Origin of the sequence: Salegentibacter agarivorans, assembly GCF_900113135.1 — a bacterium.
Classification (GTDB): Bacteria; Bacteroidota; Bacteroidia; order Flavobacteriales; family Flavobacteriaceae; genus Salegentibacter; species Salegentibacter agarivorans.
This window is the reverse complement of sequence record NZ_FOOH01000003.1, coordinates 84,338-106,594: the sequence shown is the minus strand read 5'-3', so window position 1 is coordinate 106,594 and position 22,257 is coordinate 84,338. Positions and strand designations below refer to the sequence as shown.

22 protein-coding genes are annotated in these 22,257 nt (G+C 36.1%); 6 read left to right on the top strand and 16 right to left on the bottom strand.

Features of this window, described 5'->3' with window-relative positions; genetic code table 11:
* Positions 1-55: 55 nt before the first annotated feature.
* On the bottom strand, positions 56-2,806 hold the full coding sequence (locus BM084_RS03815; RefSeq protein ID WP_093302853.1) for a helix-turn-helix and ligand-binding sensor domain-containing protein: 2,751 nt from the start codon (positions 2,804-2,806) through the stop codon (positions 56-58).
* 93 nt (positions 2,807-2,899) lie between these two features.
* On the opposite strand from BM084_RS03815, the gene BM084_RS03810 reads away from it, so the two are divergent.
* From BM084_RS03810 to BM084_RS03790, 5 genes are all read left to right on the top strand, one after another.
* Positions 2,900-4,582, top strand: a complete 1,683-nt coding sequence (locus BM084_RS03810) for a sulfatase family protein (protein ID WP_093302851.1) — start codon at positions 2,900-2,902, stop codon at positions 4,580-4,582.
* Between the two features lie 55 nt (positions 4,583-4,637).
* Entirely contained in the window at positions 4,638-5,897 is a 1,260-nt protein-coding gene (locus BM084_RS03805; RefSeq protein ID WP_075324779.1) for a putative DNA modification/repair radical SAM protein, read from the top strand.
* Positions 5,898-6,680 (top strand): TIGR03915 family putative DNA repair protein, encoded by a 783-nt coding sequence (locus BM084_RS03800; RefSeq protein ID WP_093302849.1) that lies wholly within the window; start codon positions 5,898-5,900, stop codon positions 6,678-6,680.
* 45 nt (positions 6,681-6,725) lie between these two features.
* The gene (locus BM084_RS03795) at positions 6,726-6,962 is read left to right on the top strand and encodes a hypothetical protein (RefSeq protein WP_075324781.1); all 237 of its coding nucleotides are present in this window, start codon (positions 6,726-6,728) and stop codon (positions 6,960-6,962) included.
* 80 nt (positions 6,963-7,042) lie between these two features.
* A complete protein-coding gene (locus tag BM084_RS03790) occupies positions 7,043-7,273 on the top strand; it encodes a hypothetical protein (RefSeq protein WP_075324782.1) in 231 nt (76 codons plus the stop codon).
* 64 nt (positions 7,274-7,337) lie between these two features.
* On the opposite strand, the gene BM084_RS03785 is transcribed toward BM084_RS03790, so the two are convergent.
* From BM084_RS03785 to BM084_RS03730, 12 genes are all read right to left on the bottom strand, one after another.
* Positions 7,338-8,315, bottom strand: coding sequence for a polyprenyl synthetase family protein (locus BM084_RS03785; RefSeq protein ID WP_075324783.1), 978 nt, complete (start codon positions 8,313-8,315; stop codon positions 7,338-7,340).
* An 81-nt stretch (positions 8,316-8,396) separates the two neighbouring features.
* A complete protein-coding gene (rlmN, locus tag BM084_RS03780; RefSeq protein WP_075324784.1) occupies positions 8,397-9,440 on the bottom strand; it encodes a dual-specificity RNA methyltransferase RlmN in 1,044 nt (347 codons plus the stop codon).
* 200 nt (positions 9,441-9,640) lie between these two features.
* Positions 9,641-10,696 carry a tRNA preQ1(34) S-adenosylmethionine ribosyltransferase-isomerase QueA gene (gene queA / locus BM084_RS03775; protein WP_177195650.1) on the bottom strand — a complete coding sequence of 352 codons (1,056 nt, stop codon included), beginning with the start codon at positions 10,694-10,696 and terminating at the stop codon, positions 9,641-9,643.
* 81 nt (positions 10,697-10,777) lie between these two features.
* Positions 10,778-12,007, bottom strand: a complete 1,230-nt coding sequence (aroA, locus tag BM084_RS03770; protein WP_093302847.1) for a 3-phosphoshikimate 1-carboxyvinyltransferase — start codon at positions 12,005-12,007, stop codon at positions 10,778-10,780.
* Positions 12,008-12,019: 12 nt separating this feature from the next.
* Positions 12,020-12,283, bottom strand: a complete 264-nt coding sequence (locus BM084_RS03765) for a hypothetical protein (protein ID WP_075324786.1) — start codon at positions 12,281-12,283, stop codon at positions 12,020-12,022.
* Positions 12,283-12,609: a nucleotide pyrophosphohydrolase gene (locus tag BM084_RS03760; protein ID WP_075324787.1), complete on the bottom strand. Its 327-nt coding sequence runs from the start codon at positions 12,607-12,609 to the stop codon at positions 12,283-12,285. Before BM084_RS03760 ends, BM084_RS03765 begins: the two co-directional genes overlap by 1 nt.
* 2 nt (positions 12,610-12,611) lie before the next feature.
* On the bottom strand, positions 12,612-13,064 hold the full coding sequence (dtd, locus tag BM084_RS03755) for a D-aminoacyl-tRNA deacylase (protein ID WP_075324788.1): 453 nt from the start codon (positions 13,062-13,064) through the stop codon (positions 12,612-12,614).
* The gene (rsgA, locus tag BM084_RS03750) at positions 13,061-14,011 is read right to left on the bottom strand and encodes a ribosome small subunit-dependent GTPase A (RefSeq protein ID WP_075324789.1); all 951 of its coding nucleotides are present in this window, start codon (positions 14,009-14,011) and stop codon (positions 13,061-13,063) included. The genes dtd and rsgA overlap by 4 nt, the downstream gene beginning before the upstream one ends.
* Before the next feature lie 241 nt (positions 14,012-14,252).
* The gene (locus BM084_RS03745) at positions 14,253-15,335 is read right to left on the bottom strand and encodes a bifunctional 3-deoxy-7-phosphoheptulonate synthase/chorismate mutase type II (RefSeq protein WP_057480513.1); all 1,083 of its coding nucleotides are present in this window, start codon (positions 15,333-15,335) and stop codon (positions 14,253-14,255) included.
* 23 nt (positions 15,336-15,358) lie between these two features.
* Entirely contained in the window at positions 15,359-16,207 is an 849-nt protein-coding gene (locus BM084_RS03740; RefSeq protein WP_177195649.1) for a prephenate dehydrogenase, read from the bottom strand.
* Entirely contained in the window at positions 16,204-17,352 is a 1,149-nt protein-coding gene (locus BM084_RS03735) for a pyridoxal phosphate-dependent aminotransferase (protein ID WP_093302844.1), read from the bottom strand. Before BM084_RS03735 ends, BM084_RS03740 begins: the two co-directional genes overlap by 4 nt.
* Positions 17,352-18,176: a prephenate dehydratase gene (locus BM084_RS03730; protein ID WP_093302842.1), complete on the bottom strand. Its 825-nt coding sequence runs from the start codon at positions 18,174-18,176 to the stop codon at positions 17,352-17,354. The genes BM084_RS03735 and BM084_RS03730 overlap by 1 nt, the downstream gene beginning before the upstream one ends.
* A gap of 419 nt (positions 18,177-18,595) precedes the next feature.
* On the opposite strand from BM084_RS03730, the gene gldA reads away from it, so the two are divergent.
* Positions 18,596-19,522, top strand: a complete 927-nt coding sequence (gene gldA / locus BM084_RS03725) for a gliding motility-associated ABC transporter ATP-binding subunit GldA (protein ID WP_075327839.1) — start codon at positions 18,596-18,598, stop codon at positions 19,520-19,522.
* 93 nt (positions 19,523-19,615) lie between these two features.
* On the opposite strand, the gene BM084_RS03720 is transcribed toward gldA, so the two are convergent.
* The 3 genes from BM084_RS03720 to BM084_RS03710 are packed head-to-tail and all read right to left on the bottom strand — an operon-like array spanning position 19,616 to position 22,147.
* On the bottom strand, positions 19,616-20,389 hold the full coding sequence (locus BM084_RS03720; protein WP_245764327.1) for a head GIN domain-containing protein: 774 nt from the start codon (positions 20,387-20,389) through the stop codon (positions 19,616-19,618).
* Entirely contained in the window at positions 20,382-20,945 is a 564-nt protein-coding gene (locus BM084_RS03715) for a hypothetical protein (RefSeq protein WP_075324792.1), read from the bottom strand. Before BM084_RS03715 ends, BM084_RS03720 begins: the two co-directional genes overlap by 8 nt.
* 8 nt (positions 20,946-20,953) lie before the next feature.
* Positions 20,954-22,147, bottom strand: a complete 1,194-nt coding sequence (locus BM084_RS03710) for an ImmA/IrrE family metallo-endopeptidase (RefSeq protein WP_093302840.1) — start codon at positions 22,145-22,147, stop codon at positions 20,954-20,956.
* Positions 22,148-22,257 lie beyond the last annotated feature (110 nt).

Sequence of the window (22,257 nt, the reverse complement as noted above, 5' to 3'; positions counted from 1 at the left end):
GATGTAGTAATGACGTAGTTATTTTATGTTAATTAAATAGGCTTAATTTGAGAACTTAGAAATTTTTAATCAGAAAATTTGTCAAATTCTCCTTTTTATCCAGATCCATTTTCTTTCGAAGGCGATAACGATGTACTTCTACACCGCGCACAGAAATACCCATTAATGGGGCAATTTCTTTTGAAGTAAGGTTCATTTTAAGATAAGAGCAAAGCTTTAAATCTTTGCTAGTAAGATGAGGGTAACTATCCAGAATATCTTTAAAAAAATCCTGGTGCAATTCATTAAAATTAGTTTCAAATACCTGCCATTCATCCTTATTTTTAATAGCACGGTTTATCTTATTTAATATATGCTTCATTTTAAATTGATTGGGAAAATTACTTTTATCTTTATTCAATTCATTTTGAATTTCCATCAACATTTCATTTTTCTTTGCCGCCACCATAGTAGTATTAGCCAACTCTTTTCTTTTTAAGTTTATTTGATTCTTTAATCTTTCTTTTTCAAGATTATTGAGACGTTCCTGGTGTTCCTTTTCAAATTTTTCTTCTAAAACTCGTTGGTGTTTTCTAAGTTTCAGCTGGTTATACCAATACACCAAAACCACCAAAGAAAGAATAATAAGCATATAAACCAGTTTCATTAATTTAGATAGATACCACGGGGGCTGAATACTAAAATTAAAACTGTTCTTTTTTGCTATTTTAGCTTGCGGACCTACGGCCAGAAGTTGTAACTCATAATCGCCATGATTAAGGTTTTGCAGATTTATCACTCCATTTTTAACTTCCCCGCTTAGCGTATCTTCTCCCCTTAAACGATACCGTAATCCCATAGCTTCAGAAACCGGAAAAGAAGTATATATATTTAGGTCCCTTGAACTTTTATAAGGAATCTCAATATTATTTTCCAGAGAATGGCGGCCATTAATATTAAGAAAACCCTTAACTGTAGGCGTGCTAATATGAACATCATCTAAATTTTTTACATATCTGGCCAGGTCTAATCTTGCGAAACCATCATTTAAGGCAATATAGTAGAGCGAATCTCCATTTTTTAATATTTCCTCATAATTCTTTACCAGCCTGTTATTGAGGTTTCCGGGAGCAATTACAATATTTTCATCATCAAAATTGGTTAATTTAAGCGAATTGTTTTCGGTATGGCTAAACCAATATGAACCTTCATCTTTCAGTAACATTTTATGTTTTCTAAAAGCCTGTAATTCTTCAAAAACAAATAATGAATCTTTAAAAGAATTGTATTTAAACCATTGGTCGCCATTAAAAACAGCTATTTGATTATTAATTACAAAAACATTTGTATTAATACTGTTGCCGCAGTCGGGGATTTTGATTTTATCTATAAACTGAGTTTCCTTGAAGTTATTTTTTAATCCTACCCTGTAAAGACCTTCGTAAGGGTGTGCTGCCCAAAGGCTGGTTTCATTTTCAAAAACAACATTTTTAACCGGAAAATTTAAACTGTCAAGATTATGGATGCTGTCATCTTTTCTGCTAAAATTTCGAATTCCGGTATAACTGCTAATTAAATATTCATTTCTGCTGTAGGGTACCGCACTAATTTTAAAACTTCCTGTAGAAGTTTCTACAGGCATCAGTCTATCCTGAATTAAGTAATAAGTGCCCGTATTATGGTTTACATATAATGTATCGTTCAGGATCTCGAGGTTCCAGGTATGGCCCTCTGCACCTTTAATAATTTCAAGCTGATTATTATTAAAAGTATAAACGCCGGTATTACTGGCCAGGAACATTTTATCATTATAAAAAACAAGATCATAAACTGCTCCTAATTCGCCGGTATCATCGGTGTAAAACTCTACTGGAGAGTCAATTTCTATCCGGTCTATTCCGTTATCCAGGCCTAACCAAATATTACCATGTTTCTCTACAAAGCCCAGGACGGTATTATTCTGAAGTCCGCTATTTCGGTTAAAAATAGTGTAAGATTGCGTTGCTTCATCATAGTTTATTATTCCGTTCTTAACAGTACCTAAAAGTATTCTTTGGTTATCTAAGGTCATGATGTGATTAAGTTCAGAACTTTCCAACTCATTCATCAATTTAGTATCCTTCAACAATTTGCAGCCAGTGGCGTTATACTTAAATAGCTTCTCCCTGGTTCCAATAATGAGGTTTTCTCCCTGGATTGCCATATCTACGATTACTTCATCATTTAAAATTTCCTGATTTGGAAGCTTTTGTAATTCGTTATTCTCATCTAAAAAATGTATCCCATTCTTTCTCACCGCGAACAGGAGCTTATCTCTATAAACCAACATCTTATTACTTACAATATTCTGAATAGGTTTTATAGTCTTATTATCATATTTATAAATTGCTCCAAAAGATCGAAAATAGATATCACCGTTAAACTCCAGGATTTCCCAAAATTCTTCACTTTGCATTGCGTATTTTCCAAGCTTTGGGATAAGGGAAGTATAGAACAATTCTCCCGTATCATCCTTCTTCCAATATCCAAATTCCTTATAAGATCCCGTAAAGATTTTATCCTCATAAACAAAAACCGAACGAATAATACTACCATTGGGCAAAGAAGACAATTCCCAGGTTTGACCATCAAAACTTAGTAGGCCCTGATTATTCGCCGCGTAAATCACACCTTCTTCGTCTACATCAATATCCCAGTTCTGGCTGGCCGCTTCATACGTGGTAGAAGAATAATTATGTATGGGAGGCGTAAGCTGTTGTGAAAGCAAGCTATAGCACTGAAAACCAAATAATAAAATAAATAATATTTTCAGTTGAAAAAACTTCATAAAATCCAATTGAGCAGTTCTTGTATAGGTCTAATTTAAAACAAAATTACATACTTTTTGTACATTAGTTCTTCCTCACCAAAATCTTCCTTTATGTTTTCTAACAAAATTTCTCTTCAATTTTTAAGCTTTTTTCTACTAAGTATTTCTTTGATTTCCTGTAAGAACAATAATTCAGAAAAAGAAGAAGACAAAAAATTTGAAACAAAACGACCCAATATAGTTTTTATAATGACCGATGATCATGCTGCACAGGCGATTAGTGCATACGGTCATCCCGTTAGTAAATTAGCTCCTACGCCTAATATTGATAGAATTGCCCAAAATGGCGTAAAATTTAATAATAACTTTTGCACTAATTCCATTTGCGGGCCCAGCCGCGCTGTAATCTTAACAGGAAAACATAGCCACGAAAACGGATTTAGAATGAATGGGGAAGTGTTTGATGGTTCCCAACCTACCCTACCAAAATTCCTAAAAGAAGTGGGCTATCAAACCGCCCTGGTAGGAAAATGGCATCTTCATGGTTTACCTGAAGGTTTTGACCACTGGAATATACTTGTAGATCAGGGAAATTATTATAATCCAGATTTCATTAAAGGAAAAGATACGACCAGGATTGAAGGTTATGCTACCGATATTATTACCGAAATGGGCCTGGACTGGTTAAAAAATAACCGTGCAAAAGACAAACCCTTTATGCTTATGGTGCAACATAAGGCTCCCCACAGAAACTGGATGCCTGCTTTAAGGCATTTAAATAAATATGATTCTATTGAATTCCCTTTACCCGATAGTTATTTTTCAGATCACAAGGGCCAGGTAGCCGCACAACAACAGCTGCAAACCATTTATGAAGATATGTACGAAGGTCACGATCTAAAAATGAGTGTAGAGAAAGGTAGCGATTCTTTAAGGCATAATCCCTGGAAAACAGATTTTGGCAGAATGACGAAAGAACAACGCGATACCTGGAATGCAGCTTACCGACCTAAAAATGATGCTTTTCACGAAGCTAATTTGACCGGGAAAGAATTAGCAAAATGGAAAGGCCAGCGTTATTTAAGAGATTATCTTGCCACTGTTGCTTCGGTAGACGAAGGGGTTGGGGAAATCTTAGATTATCTTGAAGAATCGGGTTTAGATGAAAATACCCTAATTGTTTATACCACAGACCAGGGCTTTTATTTAGGTGAAAAAGGATTTTTTGACAAGCGGTTTATGTACGAAGAATCTTTGGCGATGCCTATGTTAATGCAACTTCCAGGCGAAATTGAAGCAGGAAGCGAAATAAATGCGCTAACGCAAAACCTGGATTTTGCGCCAACTTTTCTCGATTTTGCGAATGCAGAAATTCCCCAAGATATGCAGGGAAAATCTTTACGCACTTTAATGAATAATTCAGTTTCAGATAAAGATTTTAGGAATGCAATTTATTATCATTATTACGATTTCCCGGCCTTTCATATGGTGAAAAGACACTACGGTATTAGAACCAATCGCTTTAAATTAATACATTTTTATGATGATATAGATGAATGGGAATTATACGACCTCAAAGAAGATCCAACAGAAATGACCAACCTATATAACCATCCAGATTATGCCGAAGTTAGGGAAGAAATGCACCAAAGCCTGGATTCCCTTCAGCAAAAATATAATGTTACCGAGGAAGAATTTAATACAACTCCAGAAGAACAGGTAGAACGGGCTTATCGTAATTTCGCGAAACTGGCGGGGGAAGATCCTGAAAATTATCCGGATTTTAAAAATTAGTATTTATTCCAATTTATCGGATTTTTTCCTATTTTTGACTCAAACTTCGAATAGTATGATGTTCGACCGAATTAAGGAAAAACTGGAAATTCTGGCTGATGCTGCAAAATACGATGTTTCCTGTTCCAGTAGTGGCAGTAAGCGCTCAAATAAAAATAAAGGCCTTGGAAATTCTGACGGAATGGGAATTTGCCATTCCTATACCGAAGATGGTCGTTGCGTGTCTCTGCTTAAAATTTTGCTTACCAATCATTGTATTTTTGATTGCGCTTATTGTGTAACCCGCCGCAGTAACGATATTAAACGAGCAGCTTTTAAAGTTCAGGAAGTGGTAGATCTCACCATCAATTTTTACAGGCGTAATTATATTGAAGGATTATTTCTTAGTTCAGGAATTTTTAAAGATGCCGATTTTACGATGGAACGTCTAATCCAGGTGGCAAAAAAACTTCGACTGGAAGAAAATTTTAACGGCTATATTCATTTAAAATCAATTCCTGGAGCCAGCGACGAGCTTATGCACGAAGCCGGACTTTACGCTGATAGGTTAAGTGTAAATATTGAAATTCCAACAGTGTCGGGATTAAAAAAACTTGCTCCCGAAAAAGATCACGCCGATTTTATAAAACCTATGGAAAAGGTGAAGAATGAAATTATTCAATATAATTCTGAGAAAAAATTAATTAAAAGCACACCAAAATATGCCCCGGCCGGCCAGAGCACACAAATGATTGTGGGAGCCACGGGAGAAAGTGACCGGGAGATTATGCTTTCGGCAAATCATTATTATAAGAATTATAATATGAAGCGGGTCTATTATTCCGGTTATGTGCCAATTAGAAACGATCCGCGGTTACCTTCGCTTGGCTCGCAAGTACCAATGCTTAGGGAAAATCGGCTCTATCAAACCGATTGGCTAATGCGTTTTTACGGGTTTGAAGTAAACGAATTATTAAACCCGCAGTTTCCAAATTTAGATGTAGAAGTAGATCCAAAATTAAGCTGGGCTTTAAGAAATCCGCAGCATTTCCCAGTAGATATTAATCGGGCTGAAAAAGAAACTTTGTTGAGAATTCCAGGAGTTGGTTTAAAATCGGTAAGCAAGATTTTAAACGCAAGAAAATACCGCAAATTGAACTATGATCATTTAAAGGCAATTGGCGTTGCCCTTAACCGGGCGAAATATTTTATAATTTGTGATTCCCGCGGTTGGGAAACAAAAGATCTGGGTTCAGCAAAAATCAAATCGCTTATTCTTCGAAATTCGGTTGGGAAATTCAGGAAAGAATATAGCAGCCAGTTAAGTTTATTTTAAATGAATTCTACAACTTCATTAAGTTACGATGGTAGTTTGAATGGATTACTTACCTGCATATTCCTTAATTATGAGGAAAAATTGCAGGTAGTGGCAATACATCCTCCCGGGATAGCCAGTGAAGAATTATTTAGCAACCACCTTGAAGTAATAACTGAAAAACCAAAGGCTGAAAGGGTTTGGAAAGCTTTTAAAAAAATTGCAACAGCTCGCGGTGTAAAAAACATATATTTCGCTTATTTAAGTGAAGAACCGGGAATTGAATTAGAAATTTTAAAATATTTTCAGCATACATTTCAGCGTAAAGAGAGTATAGACGGGGATTTCGCCAATTCGCACGTGCTTAAAATTGCGCAAACGGCTAAAAAGGTAAGCCGGGAAAAACACCGTATGGAAGCTTTTGTAAGATTTCAACTTACAAAAGACAGTATCTATTTTGCAACGATTGAACCCGATTTTAATGTGCTTCCGGTTATAAAGCATCATTTTACCTCCCGCTATAGCGACCAGGAATGGATAATTTATGACTTGAAACGTAAATTCGGTCTCTATTATAATCTAACTACCACCAATATTATCAATATTGATTTTGCTAAAAATTCGGGTTCTTCAGAAGAAAATGATTATTTCTTTGATTCCCACGAACAGGATTTTCAGAAATTATGGAAGAATTATTTTGAAGCCACTACCATCAAATCCCGCATAAACATTAGGCTTCATCACCAACACGTCCCCAAAAGATATTGGAAATATTTGATTGAAAAGAATCCCTTGCACAATTAAAAAATAGTTTAAATTTGTTCCTTCAACTAATTAACATATTCTAAAATGAAAAAATTATTTTTACTTTTTGCTGTTGCAACAATGTCACTTTCTATCTACTCTTGTAGAGAAACTACTGAAGAAAACACAGAAGACGCTATAGAGTCTGCTGGTGAAGACATCGAAAACGCTGCTGATGAAGCAGGAAACGAGATGGAAGAAGCTGGTAACGAAATAGAAGCTGAAGCTAATGAAGCTGAGCAAGAAATGGAAGAAGAAATGAACGAAGACGATAACATGTAATCGTTTCTTTCTAAGAAATTCTAAAGCCACTTTTGTAATAGAAAGTGGCTTTTTTTAGTTTAAACCAAAATCAAATTTCAATGAAAAAGTTAGTTTTATTATTAATTAGCATTTTTACGCTTAGTTTATATTCCTGCCGTGAAACTACCCAGGAAAAAACAGAAGATGCCGTAGAAGCAATAGGCAAAGACATTGAAGACAATGTGAATAAAGCCGGAGAAAAAGTGAAAGAAGGCGCCAAAAAAGTTGAAGAAGGTGCAGAAAAAGTAGAAAGAGAAATAGATGAAGAAATTCACGAAGACGATAACTAATCTATAATTTCTCTAAGAACTATTTAAGGCTGTTTCGTTACTTCATTAAACCTAACGAACAGCCTTATTTTTTACGCTCTATCACGTAATTTACCATGAGTTCCAGCGATTCGCGATAAGGTGATGACGGGTAATCTTCCAGGATTAATAAAGCTTCCCGTTGAAATTCTTCCATACGCTTTACTGCGTAATCAAGACCGTTTTTGTCTTTTACAAACTGGATTACTTCTTTTACCCGCTTCTTATCTTTATTGCGATTTTTAACCGAATTAATCACCCAATCCTTCTCTTTTTTAGTCGAATTATTAAGGGCGTAAATTAAAGGCAAAGTCATTTTTTGTTCTTTAATATCAATTCCTGTGGGTTTACCAATTTGCTCATCGCCATAATCAAAAAGGTCATCTTTAATCTGAAATGCCATCCCTATTAATTCGCCAAATCGTCTCATTTTAGCAATCGCATCAGAATCTGGTTTCACCGAGGCCGCTCCCAAACTGCAACAAGCAGCAATAAGAGTAGCGGTTTTTTGTCGAATAATATCGTAATAAACAGCTTCAGTAATATCTAAACGCCTAGCTTTTTCTATTTGAAGCAATTCACCTTCACTCATTTCCCGAACCGCGACTGAAATAATTTTAAGCAGGTCAAAATCATTATTATCTATAGAAAGTAGTAAACCTTTAGAAAGTAAATAATCGCCTACTAAAACGGCAATCTTGTTCTTCCATAATGCATTTATGCTGAAGAATCCACGGCGGCGATTAGAATCGTCTACCACATCATCGTGAACCAAAGTAGCGGTATGAATAAGCTCTATTACCGATGCACCGCGATAAGTACGCTCGTTCACGCTCCCGTCCGAAACCATTTTGGCAACCAGGAAAACAAACATAGGTCGCATCTGCTTTCCTTTGCGGTTAACAATATAATGCGTTATCCTATTGAGCAGTGCAACTTTGGAGGACATTGATTCCAGGAACTTTTTTTCAAAAAGCTCCATCTCTTTCTCAACCGGAAGTTTTATTTGGGAAATTACTTTCATTAAGCCACCAAAGATAATTATTTATAGAGAATATTCATCAGTGGTTTTTCTTTCAAAGATTAAGTAATTTTAAAGCGTAAATTAAGCCGATTTATTAGCTAATTGACCACAGGCAGCATCTATATCTTTTCCGCGGGAGCGCCTTACAGTTACCGTAATCCCATTGCTTTCTAGAATTTGCTGGTACATATCTGTAGCCCGGGAAGAAGCCTGTTGAAAATTACCATCGTCTATAGGATTGTATTCAATTAAATTCACCTTGCACGGCACATATTGACAGAAGCGCAGCAAGGCTTCGGCATCTTTTCGAGTGTCGTTAATATCTTTCCAAACAATGTATTCGTAAGTAATTCGGCTTTTAGTTTTAGAATACCAATATTCTAAAGCTTCCCGAAGATCTTTTAAAGGAAAGGTTTCATTAAAAGGCATTATTTGGGTTCGCACTTCATCTATAGCAGAGTGAAGGGAAACAGCGAGCTTAATCTTCGCTTCATCGTCAGCCAGTTTTTTAATCATTTTTGGAACGCCCGAGGTAGAAATAGTAATTCGCTTTGGGGACATTCCTAAACCTTCGGGGGAAGTGATCTTTTCTACCGCCTTCATTACATTATTGTAGTTCATAAGCGGCTCACCCATTCCCATAAAAACAATATTGCTCAGCGGCCTGTCAAAATACAAACGACTTTCATTATCTATAGCAACCACCTGATCGTAAATTTCATCAGGATTAAGGTTTCGCATTCTTTTTAACTTTGCGGTAGCACAAAACTGGCAATCTAAGCTGCAGCCTACTTGCGAAGAAACGCAGGCCGTGGTTCGGTTAGCTGTAGGAATTAAAACCGATTCTACCGTAAGTTGATCGTGTAATTTTACGGCATTTTTAATGGTACCGTCACTGCTGCGCTGCATTTGATCTACACGAATATGATTAATCACAAAATTCTCGTCCAGCATTTCGCGGGTAGCCTTAGAGATATTGGTCATCGCCTCAAAACTGTGCGCACCTTTATTCCAAAGCCATTCATATACCTGGCTTCCGCGGAAAGATTTATCGCCATTGGCTACAAAAAATTCCTGCAGTTGTGCTTTGGTAAGTGCCCGTATGTCTTTCTTCTTGTTTTTCACGCTGCAAAAGTACTAAGAATTAAAGGATTTTTAAGTTAAGCTGAAGCTAAGTGTTTTAAATGGTGATGATAAGAAAAATTTGAAGTTAAAAAACTACTTAAAGACGTACACGAAAAATATCCTTTTTTCTAAAAAATAAAAGAGCCACGAATTCACTAACATTAATGAATTCGTGGCTTAAGATTATATCAAATTAAAAACTAGATAATCAACATGGCGTCTCCATAAGTATAGAAACGGTATTTCTCTTTTACCGCCTCTTCGTAAGCTCGCTTCATAAAATCGTGACCGGCAAAAGCCGAGATCATCATAAGCAGCGTAGATTTTGGAGTATGGAAATTAGTAATCATACAGTTCGCTATACTAAAATCGTAAGGAGGAAAGATAAATTTATTGGTCCATCCACCAAACTCATTCAAAGTATGGTTTGAAGAAACCGAGCTTTCCAGAACACGCATTACCGTAGTACCCACAGCACAAACCCGCCTGTTTTCCAGTTTTGCTTTGTTAATGGTTTGTGTAGCTTTCTTTTCAATAAAAGCTTCTTCACTATCCATTTTATGTTTGCTAAGATCTTCTACCTCAACCGGACTAAACGTTCCCAAACCTACGTGTAATGTAACTTCAGCAAAATCTACTCCTTTAATTTCCAAACGCTTTAAAAGGTGTTTAGAAAAATGAAGCCCGGCAGTTGGTGCTGCTACAGCCCCTTCTTCTTTTGCATAGATAGTTTGGTAACGCTCCTGATCTTCAGGTTCAACATTACGCTTAATATATTTTGGAAGTGGAGTTTCTCCCAATTCCTTTAATTTTTTTCTGAAATCTTCGTAAGAACCATCGTAAAGAAAACGAAGTGTTCTTCCACGGGAAGTAGTGTTGTCTATAACCTCAGCAACTAAACTTTCGTCATCTCCAAAATAAAGTTTATTCCCGATTCTAATTTTTCTCGCAGGATCTACAAGAACATCCCAAAGTTTGGTTTCAGGATTTAATTCCCTTAAAAGAAAAACTTCGATTCTCGCACCGGTTTTTTCTTTATTACCATATAAACGTGCCGGAAATACTTTGGTATTGTTCAATACCATAACATCTTCAGGCTCGAAATAATCTAGAATATCTTTAAATTGTTTATGTTCAATTGTTTGTTCTTTCCTGTTTAGAACCATTAGCCTGGCTTCGTCCCTGTTTTCTGAAGGGTACTCTGCCAGAAGTTCATCCGGAAGTTCAAAATTGAAGTGTGAAAGTTTCATTCCCATAATTGCATTTTTAGAAGCGGCAAATATACAATCTCAAGATAGGGGTTGTCAAGTAATTAACGGTTTATTTAAAAAAAGCTTTTAAATTGAAGTTTTTTCAATCTTAAAACCGAGTTTTTCAAAATCTTCCCAAAACCCGGGATAGGATTTTGAAACCACTTCAGCATCTTCAATTTCAAAAGGAATTTTAAGCCCTAAAGGCGCAAAAGCCATTGCCATACGATGATCGTTATAGGTACCTACTGAAACATTTTGAGAGAAATTTTGCTTCGGAAGAAGTTCTAAACTGTTGTTGGTCACTTTTACCTGACTGCCAAATTTTTCAATTTCGGTTTTTAGAGCTACCAGCCTATCGGTTTCTTTAATTTTTAGTGTATGTAAACCGGTAAGGTGGCAGGGTACATTTAAGGCCAAACAGCTTACTGCAATTGTTTGGGCGATATCTGGCGAATTTTGAAGGTTTTCTTCAATATGTTTTGGTTTAGTACCAGGACGTTTTTCTAAAATAATATGATCATTTTCAAACCTGGTGGTTACACCAAATTGCTTATAAATTTTAGCCAGGCAGGAATCTCCCTGTAAACTGGTTTTTCTATAAGTGCTTAATTTTAAATCGGCAGAATCGCTAATCGCAGCTAAACTATAATAATATGAAGCTGAACTCCAATCTGATTCAACAGCCAGAGTCTGCTTTTCTACATCCTGAGTAGGTTCAATTTTAATCGTTTTTCCTTGAAAAACCCCTTTAATTCCTGCACGTTGCAAGATTTCTAATGTCATTTTAATATAAGGGCTAGAAGTAATTTCACCTTCCAAATTTATTTCGAGACCGTTGGGAAGTGAAGGTGCAATAAGCATTAAGGCCGAAATATACTGACTACTAATATTAGCCTGTAAAGAAACACGATTTGCGGTAAGTTTTTTTCCTTTAATCCTAATTGGAGGGTAGCCATCGTTGTTTTCATAAGAAATATCGGCTCCCATTTGTTTTAGTGCATCTACGAGGAGTTTAACAGGGCGCTCGGTCATTCTTTTACTTCCGGTTAAAACTACTTCCCTACCTTCCAGACTTGAAAAATAAGCGGTTAGAAATCTCATTGCCGTACCCGCGTGATGAATGTCAACTAATTCATCTTCAGATTTTAAAGCTTTTCGCAAATAATGGGTATCGTCACTATTAGAAAGATTACTAATCTTTAAGTTTGGATATAAAGCCTGTAAAATTAGTAAACGGTTAGATTCACTTTTAGAACCGGTAACTTTTATAGTGCCGCTAAGGTGCTTCTTTGTATTTGAAATTTCTAAGTTCATTAATTGCTTATATTAATTTTCAGCATCCTTCTTTCTTTTTGCCCTGAATTGCCCAAACGAAATGATGAATCCATAAACAAAAGCTGCAAGAAATTGGCCCACAATAAAGCGAAATAACTTCCCATCTTCTGTACGTTCAGTGAAATAGGCTTCAAAATGAAATCCGCCGTATTCAAACAGCATACTTACAATATCATACACAATTAGAAAGCCCAGGCCGAGGAATAAAACCGATTTCCAGAAGGCTTTTTGCGAAATCATCTCTTTGAATTTCATTATTTTAACTTTTCGTTGTTATGATGCCTGTCGTGATCTCTTTTAGTTTTTAAATCCAGTTTTTTATCAAAAGCTTCCTGGAGATCAACCCCGGTTTGATTGGCAAGACAAAGCACTACAAAAATTACATCTGCCAGCTCTTCTCCTAAATCTTTATCTTTATCAGATTCTTTTTCACTTTGCTCACCATAACGGCGTGCAATAATTCGGGCAACTTCACCTACTTCTTCGGTAAGTTGCGCCATATTGGTAAGCTCGTTAAAATACCGAACTCCGTGTTCATTTATCCAATCGTCTACCGCTTTTTGCGCGTTTTCTATGTTCATTTTTATTCCCTTTGTTTAGAATCTACAATTATTGTCACTGGCCCATCATTAATTAGTTCCACCTTCATATCTGCACCAAATTCTCCGGTTCCCACTGGTTTTCCTAAAGTTTCTTCAAATTTTTCAATAAATTTTTCATAGAGTGGAACCGCAACATCAGGTTTGGCCGCTTTTATAAAACTGGGTCTGTTCCCTTTTTTGGTAGAAGCATGTAAGGTAAACTGACTTACTACAATGGCATCGCCGTCAACATCTAACAAAGACAGATTCATCGCGTTATTATCATCGCTAAAAATGCGCATTTTCACTATTTTATTGCAAAGCCAGTCAATATCTTCCTGCGAGTCTTCATTTTCTATTCCTAATAAAATCAATAAACCGGTGCGCATTACCGCATTAATTTCGTGGTTTATTTGCACGGAGGCTTTAGAAACCCGCTGTAAAACTACTCTCATTTCTTTGGATAAATATCTGTTCTGTAATTGTCTTCTTCTCCTTCCAAAATCTGTAAATAACTTTTATAACGGCTCCAGGCAATTTCACCTTCTTCCAGGGCGTCTTTTACAGCGCATTTTGGTTCCTCCAGGTGTAAACAATTATGAAATTTACAATCTTGTTTTATTCTGAAAAATTCAGGAAAATAGTCACCCAATTCTTCACGCTCAATTTCTACCACCCCAAAACCTTTAATTCCCGGGGTATCAATAATTCTTGCATCAAAAGAAAGGTCAAACATTTCAGCAAAAGTAGTAGTATGCTGCCCCTGTTTATGCTGTTCAGAAATCCGGGAAGTTTTTAAATTTAAACCGGGTTCTATGGCATTAATTAAAGTTGATTTTCCAGTACCGCTATGGCCGGCAAACATACTGGTTTTACCCAGCATCATCTCCTTAACTTTATCTACATTTTTTCCGGTAGTGGCTGAAATTCCTATACAATCGTAACCTGCATTTCTATACATGGCCGCCAGGTATTTCACCTCTACCAATTCATCTTCATTATAGCTATCAACTTTATTGAAAAGCAAAACCGCTTTTACGTGGTAAGCTTCCGCAGTAACTAAAAAACGATCTATAAAAGTGGTAAGTGTAGGAGGATTATTAAGCGTAACCAGTAAAAAAACCTGGTCTATATTGGAGGCAATGATATGGGTTTGCTTAGAAAGATTAACCGATTTTCGAATAATATAATTCTCCCGCTTTTCAATCTTTTTGATCACTCCTTGCTCTGCACCTTCCTTATCTTCAATATCAAATTCTACCTTATCGCCAACGGCCACAGGATTGGTACTTTTAATACCTTTAATCCTGAATTTTCCTTTAATTCGGCAGTCATAAAACGTTCCCGCTTCACTTTTCACCTGATACCAGCTTCCGGTAGATTTATAAACGGTTCCTTTCATTCACATTATGATTTTTAAGTGGCTGTTTGAAAGTTTTCTTAAACCGTCATCCTGAACTCGTTTCAGGATCTAAGTTGTTAACCTATTAGAAGCTGAAACAAGTTCAGCTTGACGGAAACAATCCCGAAGTCTCGGGACAGGATGACGTCCTTTAATTTTTTTCAAACAACCACTTTGCTAAAATAGCAAATGCAACATTTACTACTTGCCTTTAAACCAAAAATCATGGAAAACAAGATTCTTAAGCTTTCATAATTTTCTCCTGGTGGTTAATAGATTCCTGGTGAACCGCTTTAAATAAACGCAGAATAAATTCTTCACTTAATCCGTGTTGCTCTCCTTCCAAAACCATATTCCCAAGAATTTCATTCCATCTTTTGGTTTGTAAAACCGAAACGTTCTGTGCTTTTTTCACCTGGCCAATTTCATCAGAAATTTTCATCCTTTTTGAAAGCAGCTCGATCAATTGATTATCGGCTACATCAATTTTAGCTCTTAAAGTGCTTAATTTATTCTGAAATTCTTCACTTTCTGAAACCTCTTTTCTAATTTTCAAATCTTTCATAATCTGAACAAGTGTTGCGGGGGTGATTTGCTGTGCAGCGTCACTCCAGGCATCATCGGGAGTGTGGTGGGTCTCAACCATAAGTCCGTCGTAATTCAGGTCTAAAGCAGTCTGGCAAAGATCAAAAATAATGTCTCTACGTCCTGCAATATGTGACGGATCTAAAATTAAAGGAAGATCTGGAAATTTATTCTGAAGCTCAATAGCGATCTGCCATTCAGGGTTATTTCTGTACTTGGTTTTTTCGTAAGCAGAAAATCCACGGTGAATTACTCCTAAATTTTTGATATCGGCAGTATGAAATCTTTCCACAGCTCCCAACCAAAGTGAAAGATCTGGATTTACCGGGTTTTTCACCAATACAGTTTTATCGGTGCCCTTAAGAGCATCAGCGATATCCTGAACAATAAACGGTGAAACCGTTGTTCTGGCGCCAATCCAAAGAATATCCACATCGTTTTCTAAAGCAAGGTCTACGTGGTGTGCATTCGCAACTTCAGTAGTGGTTAGCATTCCGGTTTCTTCTTTGGCCTTTTTTAACCATTTTAAACCTAGCGCTCCAACTCCTTCAAAATTTCCCGGTCTGGTTCTGGGTTTCCAAATTCCGGCACGTAAAACCGTGGCATCGGTATCTTTTAACTGGTGAGCGATCTTTAAAACCTGTTCTTCGGTTTCAGCGCTGCAAGGTCCTGCGATTACTAACGGATGATCTAATCCGAAATCGTCAAGCCACTTTCTTTGTTCTTTGTTGTTTTCCATAATTTAAAATTTAATCCTGATTTTTAATTTATTCCGTTTAAAATTGATTTAATATGATTGGTGCGTTGCATTTCATTATAAACTTCCTGGAAATCATCATTTTCCAGCAAGTCTTTAAAATGCGTAAGGTTATTAATATATTCAGTTAAAGTTTCCAGCACATTCTCCTTATTTTCCCTGAATATTGGCGACCACATTGCCGGCGAACTTTTGGCAAGTCTTACCGTAGAAGCAAATCCACTGCCCGCCAAATCAAAAATATCGCGCTCGTTACGTTCTTTTTCCAAAACCGTTTTTCCAAGCATAAATGAACTTATATGTGATAGATGCGAGACGTAGGCAATATGCCTGTCGTGCGAAACCGGATCCATATATCGAATTCGCATTCCCAGTTTCTGAAAGATGTTTAGCGCTCTTTCCTGAAGTTTAAAAGCTGTTTTTTCAACTTCACAAATTATATTTGTTTTATTCCTATACAGGTTAGAAATTGCCGCTTCAGGCCCGGAAAACTCGGTTCCTGCAATAGGGTGAGCCGCTAAAAAATTTCTACGGTTTTGATGATTAGCGATCTCTTTACAAAGCCCCGATTTTGTAGACCCGGCATCAAAAACCAGCGTATTCTCATTCACCAGGTCTAAAACTTCTGTCACCACTTTATTTGCAACATCTACGGGAACTGCCACCAAAACAACATCAGCGTGCTGAACATCTTCAATATGAGCCAAGTGATCTATAATACCGAGTTCCTTCGCTTTTTTTAAATTCTTTTCATCAGCATCGCTTCCGTAGATTTCAGCTTCGGGAAAAGCCGATTTAATATCAAGTGCAAAAGATCCGCCTATAAGTCCTATTCCTATTATTTGAACTTTCATGATGTAACTCTTTTTATAGCTCGTTGAATATTCTCTTCCGTAGCGCAAAGTGAAAATCTTATATAACCTTCGCCATTACTTCCAAAAATAAAACCCGGCGCGGTAAAAATGTGATATTTATTCAGTAGAAAATCTACAAAAGCTTCTGCGTTTGTTCCCTTCGGAACCCTGGCCCAAACGAACATTCCGGTTTGGTCTTTTTCAGGTTTACACTGCAAAGCTTCAGCTAATTTCAATACTTTTTCTTTTCTGCTTTGATAAACCTCATTTTGGGCAGAAAACCATTCTCCGTTTAAGCGCAATGCCGCTGCAGCACCCGCCTGAAGCGGATAGAACATTCCGCTATCCATATTGGTTTTTACTTTTAAAACCGTATTTAGGTTTTTTTCGCTTCCGCAGAGCATTCCTATTCGCCAGCCGGCCATATTAAAGCTTTTGCTTAAAGAGTTCAGTTCTAAAACTATGTCTTTAGCTCCTTCAGCCTTTAAAATACTTTTTGGGTTATCGTTCAGGATAAAACTGTACGGATTATCATTGACAATTAAGATGTTGTTTTCCTTTCCAAACTTTACCAAATCAGCAAAAAGCTTTTCATTCGCAGAAGCTCCGGTTGGCATATGCGGATAATTAACCCACATAAGTTTTACTTTGCTCAAATCTTTTTGGATCAATTCTTCCAAATTCGGCAACCAGTTTCCTTCAGCATTTAGATCGTAATAAACTGCTTTGGCGCCTACAAGTTCAGTAACCGAAGAATAAGTTGGATATCCGGGATTTGGAATTAATACCTCATCGCCTTCATTTAAAAAAGCCATAGAAATATGGGTGATTCCCTCTTTACTTCCCATAAGCGGAAGGATCTCAGTTTCAGCATCCAGGGAAACCTGGTAATGATTTTGGTAAAATTCAGCAATGGCATTTCTAAAATCTGGCGTGCCTTTATACGGCTGATATTGGTGAGCACCGGTATTTACCAAAGCTGAGTTTAAAGCTGAGATAACCTGTTGCGGTGGCGCCAAATCTGGGCTACCAATACCAAGATTAATAATATCTTTTCCGGCAGCTGCCATTGCACGCACTTCCTTCAATTTTGTAGAAAAATAGTACTCTTTTACGTTGCTCAACCTTTTTGCCTGCTCTATCATTACAAACTGTTTTTGTAGGTTCCTAAAATTGTTAATCGCTCGGTCATTACTTCTAGAATATCCATCGCTTTCTGGAATTCGGAATAATCTTCAAAAGTCACATCGATAAAAAATGAATATTTCCACGGAAATTCTATAATGGGCATACTCTGTATTTTGGTCATATCCAGATTGAAATCCCGTAAAATATTCAATACTGAAACCAGGCTACCACGCCTACTTTCCAATTCAAATTTTAAAGAAGCTTTATCTATTTTATCGCCATTTGGCTCTTTTTTCTTAGTACTGATAATCAAAAAACGAGTCGCATTGCTTTTCTTGGTATGAATACTTTCTGCAAGAATTTCCAGTCCGAATAGTTGTGCCGCTGCTTTACTCGCTACCGCCGCAACTTTTGTACTTCCTTTTTCTGAAATTCTTCGCGCTACTTCGGCCGTATCACTGTCTTCAATTAACTTAATATGTGGGTGTTTTTTAAAGAATTCCTTGCACTGCAAAAGTGCCATAGGGTGCGAATGGACCTTTTTAATATTCTCTATTTTTTGTCCCGGCATAGCCATAAAATTCATATCTATCGGGATATAATGCTCGCCAACCACTTTTAGATTATTCTCATCTATAAGTGCATAATTCGGCAAAATTGATCCGGCGATAGAGTTTTCTATAGCCATCACCCCTTCGGTAGCATCACCGTTTAAAAGGCTTTTAGTAAGTTCAGCAAAAGACATGCACTCTAAAACCTCAACCTCCTGGTGGTAATATTCCTGGGCCACCAAATGGTGAAATGAGCCTTGCACTCCCTGAATTGCGATAATTTTATCCATTAATTTCTAATTAATCTCGATTATCGAGTAAAAAAAAAGTCCCGATGTTTATCGGGACTTTTTTATATAATTTCTTACTTAATTACATAGCATTCCCGTTCCTATCTCTGAAATAGAAATAAAAAAAGTAAAATGCGTTCCAGCTAATTAAGTGATTCATTGTTTCGTTGTTATGGGGCTAAATTAGAATATTATTACCTAAACAAAAACCATTTTTTAGATTTTTTTAAGCTTTCATAAGCTTTTTACAGACTTTATTTTTTTTATAAAGATTCATCGAAAGATTTATAATAGCTTTCAAAATAATCACTTAGTAATTCCGAAATTCCTAACGAGATGACTTTTCTGAAACCCTTTATATCTAAATTTGAACTATTATTGGCGCGTTAAAAATCCTTACTTTTGAAAAAATGCTTGCTATGTCTATTTATGTTGAAGGAATTTCAAAGTTTTATGGTGAACAAAAAGCGCTGGACTCCGTTTCTTTTAAGCTGAACAAAGGAGAGATTGTTGGCTTTTTGGGGCCAAACGGCGCCGGAAAATCCACTTTAATGAAAATCCTTACCGGTTATTTAACTGCTTCGGAAGGAAAAGCGGAAGTAAACGGAATTTCCCTTGAAGACGATTTACATAAAATTCAACAGCAAATTGGGTATTTGCCAGAACACAATCCATTATATACTGAAATGTACGTTCGGGAATATTTGGAATTTAATTCCAGGATCTTTAAAACCGATAAATCCCGAATTGAGCAAGTAATAGAACTCACAGGGCTAAAACCCGAAGCCAATAAAAAAATAGAGCAGCTTTCTAAAGGTTATCGCCAACGTGTTGGCCTTGCCACTGCCCTGCTGCACGATCCCCAGGTTTTGATTTTAGACGAACCTACCACTGGATTGGACCCAAATCAATTGGTGGAAATCAGGAACCTTATTAAAAATATTGGAAAGGAAAAATCTGGAAAAACCATATTTCTTTCTACTCATATTATGCAGGAAGTTGAAGCCGTTTGTGACCGTGTGATTATTATTAATAAAGGAAAGGTAGTTGCCGATAAAAATTTAAAAGATTTAAGGGAAGAAAATGAACAGGTTATTTTAGTGGAATTCGATTACAGGGTGGAGCAAGTGGCCATTCAGAAAATTCCAAACCTAATTTCAGCTAAAAATGTAGGCGGATTTGCCTATGAACTCACGTTCGACACCAAAAAAGATATGCGCCCCGCAGTATTCGATTTCGCCCACGATAATGGATTAAAAACTTTACAGCTAAATCAAAAAACAAAGAATTTAGAAAGCCTGTTCGCGGAACTCACAGCCCCCCAGGCCCCCAAAGGGGGAGTTTAGTTTGTTCTTACCTGCAAAGATTTCTTTTAAAGTTTGAAGTATTTATTTTTCAGGGAATCATTTCCGAAGCGCTGAGAGTTCCCCCTTCGGGGGTTAGGGGGCTTCAAATATTAGTCGGCCGGTGTAGTGTTCTTCAATATCGACCTCTGGTGGTCGGTTTTTTGAAATTATATCTCCAAAACCAAAAATATCACCTTTTAAAGACTGCAGCGGATTGATAATTAATTTGTTGGTTCCTCGATGCAAAATATCGTAATGCTGAACGATCAGCTCTTCGGCTTCCAGCCTGCCGTCACCATTTGCAAAAAACAGATTTACATTTTCGGCGTTTCCGGTTAGGAAATAATTAGAAATATTGTCGTTGGTAATTCTTAGGTTTTCAACTTCAAGATCAAGGATAAAATCTCCATTGGTATGAATATCGGGATCTCGTTCCTGGTTAAAAGACCGCAACCAAAGTTCAGGAAAGTCAAGCGTTCCTAAGCTTTCAATCGCGCTGCCACTGCTATTCTGTAACCAGTTTAAAGTTGGTGTAGTCACATAGATTTTTGTGATCTCGTAATCACGAAAAAGATTACAGGAATTTTCATTTCTCAGTTCAAGTCGGTTATCTACAACTTCAGCATAAACATTTTCTTTAAGGTTCTCCCCGGTTACGATCTCCACTTTATATTCATCGCCCTGTTCAATAAACAATTTTACACGTTCATAAACGATAATTTCTTCAAATGCATCAACGCTAAATTCTTCAGAAATAATTTCTCCGGAAGTCTTTACACAAGTCGGCGCTTCTTCAGAATCACATCCTAAAAAGACAAAAATCAATATCGCTATTCCTAAAACCTGCTTGATGCAATTTTTAATCAAGATCCTGATCCTTTTCACTTAAGTTATACATGGATTTTGCTATACTAAGAGAAGTTTTATCGTATTTTTCATGGCCATAACCATGTCTTTCGTTTAGTTCATAAAATTCTCTGTAAAGATCAAATGGATTCTGAGATTCAGACACCCATTGAACGATAACATCCAGGATTTCATTCATAACAGGTTGAAATGTCATACGCCCATCTGACTTTCTAATACCATTATTATCTGATTTCTTTTTACCCAGATTTAAAAAGATATTTTTTTCGTCATAAATAATATCTCTTGCTTCTTTAAATTCTTGACCCTTAGGCAAAAAGTCCATCAAAAGTCTTCTTATACCTCTGTAATAAATATTATACTTTTCCTCAGGATCTTCAAACTCTTTACCAATAAGTTCCCTCAATTCATCTACTTCCTCAAGATTACCTTTTTCAGTATTTATAGATAACTGTTTACCGACTTTTTCGTTCGCCCTTTGCAGTAATTCCATTCGCTCAATATCCGCTTCGGATAACTTATCTTTTTTCCTTTTTTTGTTATTCTCTTTAGCCATGCTATCCTTTATTTAATTTCTAATATATTTTTAATTCTTTCGCTTGCTACTTTTATACTATCATCATTCCAAGCGATTGGATTTAACTTACCCACTGCATTTTTATAATTTGGATAAAACTCGCGAAACGCTCCGTGATAACTTTTACCGTATAGCTTATTCATGTACCAAGTAAAGAATGTGTACACTAATGACTCATGAATTTCATTTTCATTTGCAAATTTTGAAACTAAAAAAGGGTTATTAATGTACTTTTTGATATACTTGAATTTATCTACAGATAAAAAGTAATCTCTTGCAAAAGAGTCTGCCTTTTCCTCTATAAGAAATAAATCATCGTCTCCTGTTAGATGAAAACTATTCTTCTCAATCAGATCAAAATCAAATAAAACGTGATGCAGTTCATGCATAAGTGTAAACCAGATTGTTGAATATTTTTTATTAAAATCTGTAATTACTACGCAAGGTTTACCGTTTATTATAAATGTCCCACCTCTAACTTGTGTGGTAGATAAGTAATCTTGAAAGATTACCGTAATTCCAATGTTATATAAAGCTTTACACACAGTAAATAACCCATTCTGAACATTTTGTGAGTAAGGTTTTAATTTTATTATTAAATCTTTTAATTTCCCCCTGTCATATTCATTAGGATTATCAATGATTTTAAAGGTTTGATAAGCTGATTTTACCCAGAAATCTTTCATTCTATCCGAAAAATTTCTTTTAGTTTGGCTGTATAGAGGTTCTTCTAACTGCTGCTCATATTCTTGAATAGACTCGTATCCGAAAAAATCTAAAACTTTTCGTATAAGTTCATCCGTTCCATAATCAGATTCAAAAAAGCCTAATTTTGTTAACATTTTAACATCAAAATTCTTCAACAAGAAAGTGGTCTTTCTGGCGTTATCAATCGAGGTTATATTCTCTTCATTTTGATTTTTTAAAACCACTTGAACGAATCGATTAATTTCAATATCTAAAAACTCAGCAAGTTTAATAACATGAATTAAATTAGGTTGTTTCGCAGTACCTGAGATAATCTGTTCAAAAACATCCTTATCAATTTTCAGCAGTTTTAGTGCTTTTGTTTTACTTATATTATACTCATTTAATTTCTGCTCAAATTCCCCTCTGACATCAAGGTCTTCGCTGTCAGAGAAAATTGACTTCAATAGATTATCTAAACTTGACTCATTCATAAAAAAGAGAATTTACCCTGTAAATATATGTTATTTAATTCATATAATAGATAAAAAAGGGTGATTACCCTCAAAAAATATTTAAAGGAAATTATTATTCCACAAGCTTC

Coding starts and splice junctions, on each gene's coding strand:
- BM084_RS03785 (WP_075324783.1), bottom strand. CDS start 8,315: ATGAAAGTAATTTCCCAAATAAAACTTCCGGTTGAGAAAGAGATGGAG.
- queA (WP_177195650.1), bottom strand. CDS start 10,696: ATGGGAATGAAACTTTCACACTTCAATTTTGAACTTCCGGATGAACTT.
- aroA (WP_093302847.1), bottom strand. CDS start 12,007: ATGAACTTAGAAATTTCAAATACAAAGAAGCACCTTAGCGGCACTATA.
- BM084_RS03765 (WP_075324786.1), bottom strand. CDS start 12,283: ATGAAATTCAAAGAGATGATTTCGCAAAAAGCCTTCTGGAAATCGGTT.
- BM084_RS03710 (WP_093302840.1), bottom strand. CDS start 22,147: ATGAATGAGTCAAGTTTAGATAATCTATTGAAGTCAATTTTCTCTGAC.
- BM084_RS03815 (WP_093302853.1), bottom strand. CDS start 2,806: ATGAAGTTTTTTCAACTGAAAATATTATTTATTTTATTATTTGGTTTT.
- BM084_RS03745 (WP_057480513.1), bottom strand. CDS start 15,335: ATGGAAAACAACAAAGAACAAAGAAAGTGGCTTGACGATTTCGGATTA.
- rsgA (WP_075324789.1), bottom strand. CDS start 14,011: ATGAAAGGAACCGTTTATAAATCTACCGGAAGCTGGTATCAGGTGAAA.
- BM084_RS03810 (WP_093302851.1), top strand. CDS start 2,900: ATGTTTTCTAACAAAATTTCTCTTCAATTTTTAAGCTTTTTTCTACTA.
- BM084_RS03730 (WP_093302842.1), bottom strand. CDS start 18,176: ATGGATAAAATTATCGCAATTCAGGGAGTGCAAGGCTCATTTCACCAT.
- BM084_RS03740 (WP_177195649.1), bottom strand. CDS start 16,207: ATGAAAGTTCAAATAATAGGAATAGGACTTATAGGCGGATCTTTTGCA.
- BM084_RS03805 (WP_075324779.1), top strand. CDS start 4,638: ATGATGTTCGACCGAATTAAGGAAAAACTGGAAATTCTGGCTGATGCT.
- BM084_RS03715 (WP_075324792.1), bottom strand. CDS start 20,945: ATGGCTAAAGAGAATAACAAAAAAAGGAAAAAAGATAAGTTATCCGAA.
- gldA (WP_075327839.1), top strand. CDS start 18,596: ATGTCTATTTATGTTGAAGGAATTTCAAAGTTTTATGGTGAACAAAAA.
- BM084_RS03795 (WP_075324781.1), top strand. CDS start 6,726: ATGAAAAAATTATTTTTACTTTTTGCTGTTGCAACAATGTCACTTTCT.
- BM084_RS03760 (WP_075324787.1), bottom strand. CDS start 12,609: ATGAACATAGAAAACGCGCAAAAAGCGGTAGACGATTGGATAAATGAA.
- dtd (WP_075324788.1), bottom strand. CDS start 13,064: ATGAGAGTAGTTTTACAGCGGGTTTCTAAAGCCTCCGTGCAAATAAAC.
- BM084_RS03790 (WP_075324782.1), top strand. CDS start 7,043: ATGAAAAAGTTAGTTTTATTATTAATTAGCATTTTTACGCTTAGTTTA.
- BM084_RS03800 (WP_093302849.1), top strand. CDS start 5,898: ATGAATTCTACAACTTCATTAAGTTACGATGGTAGTTTGAATGGATTA.
- BM084_RS03735 (WP_093302844.1), bottom strand. CDS start 17,352: ATGATAGAGCAGGCAAAAAGGTTGAGCAACGTAAAAGAGTACTATTTT.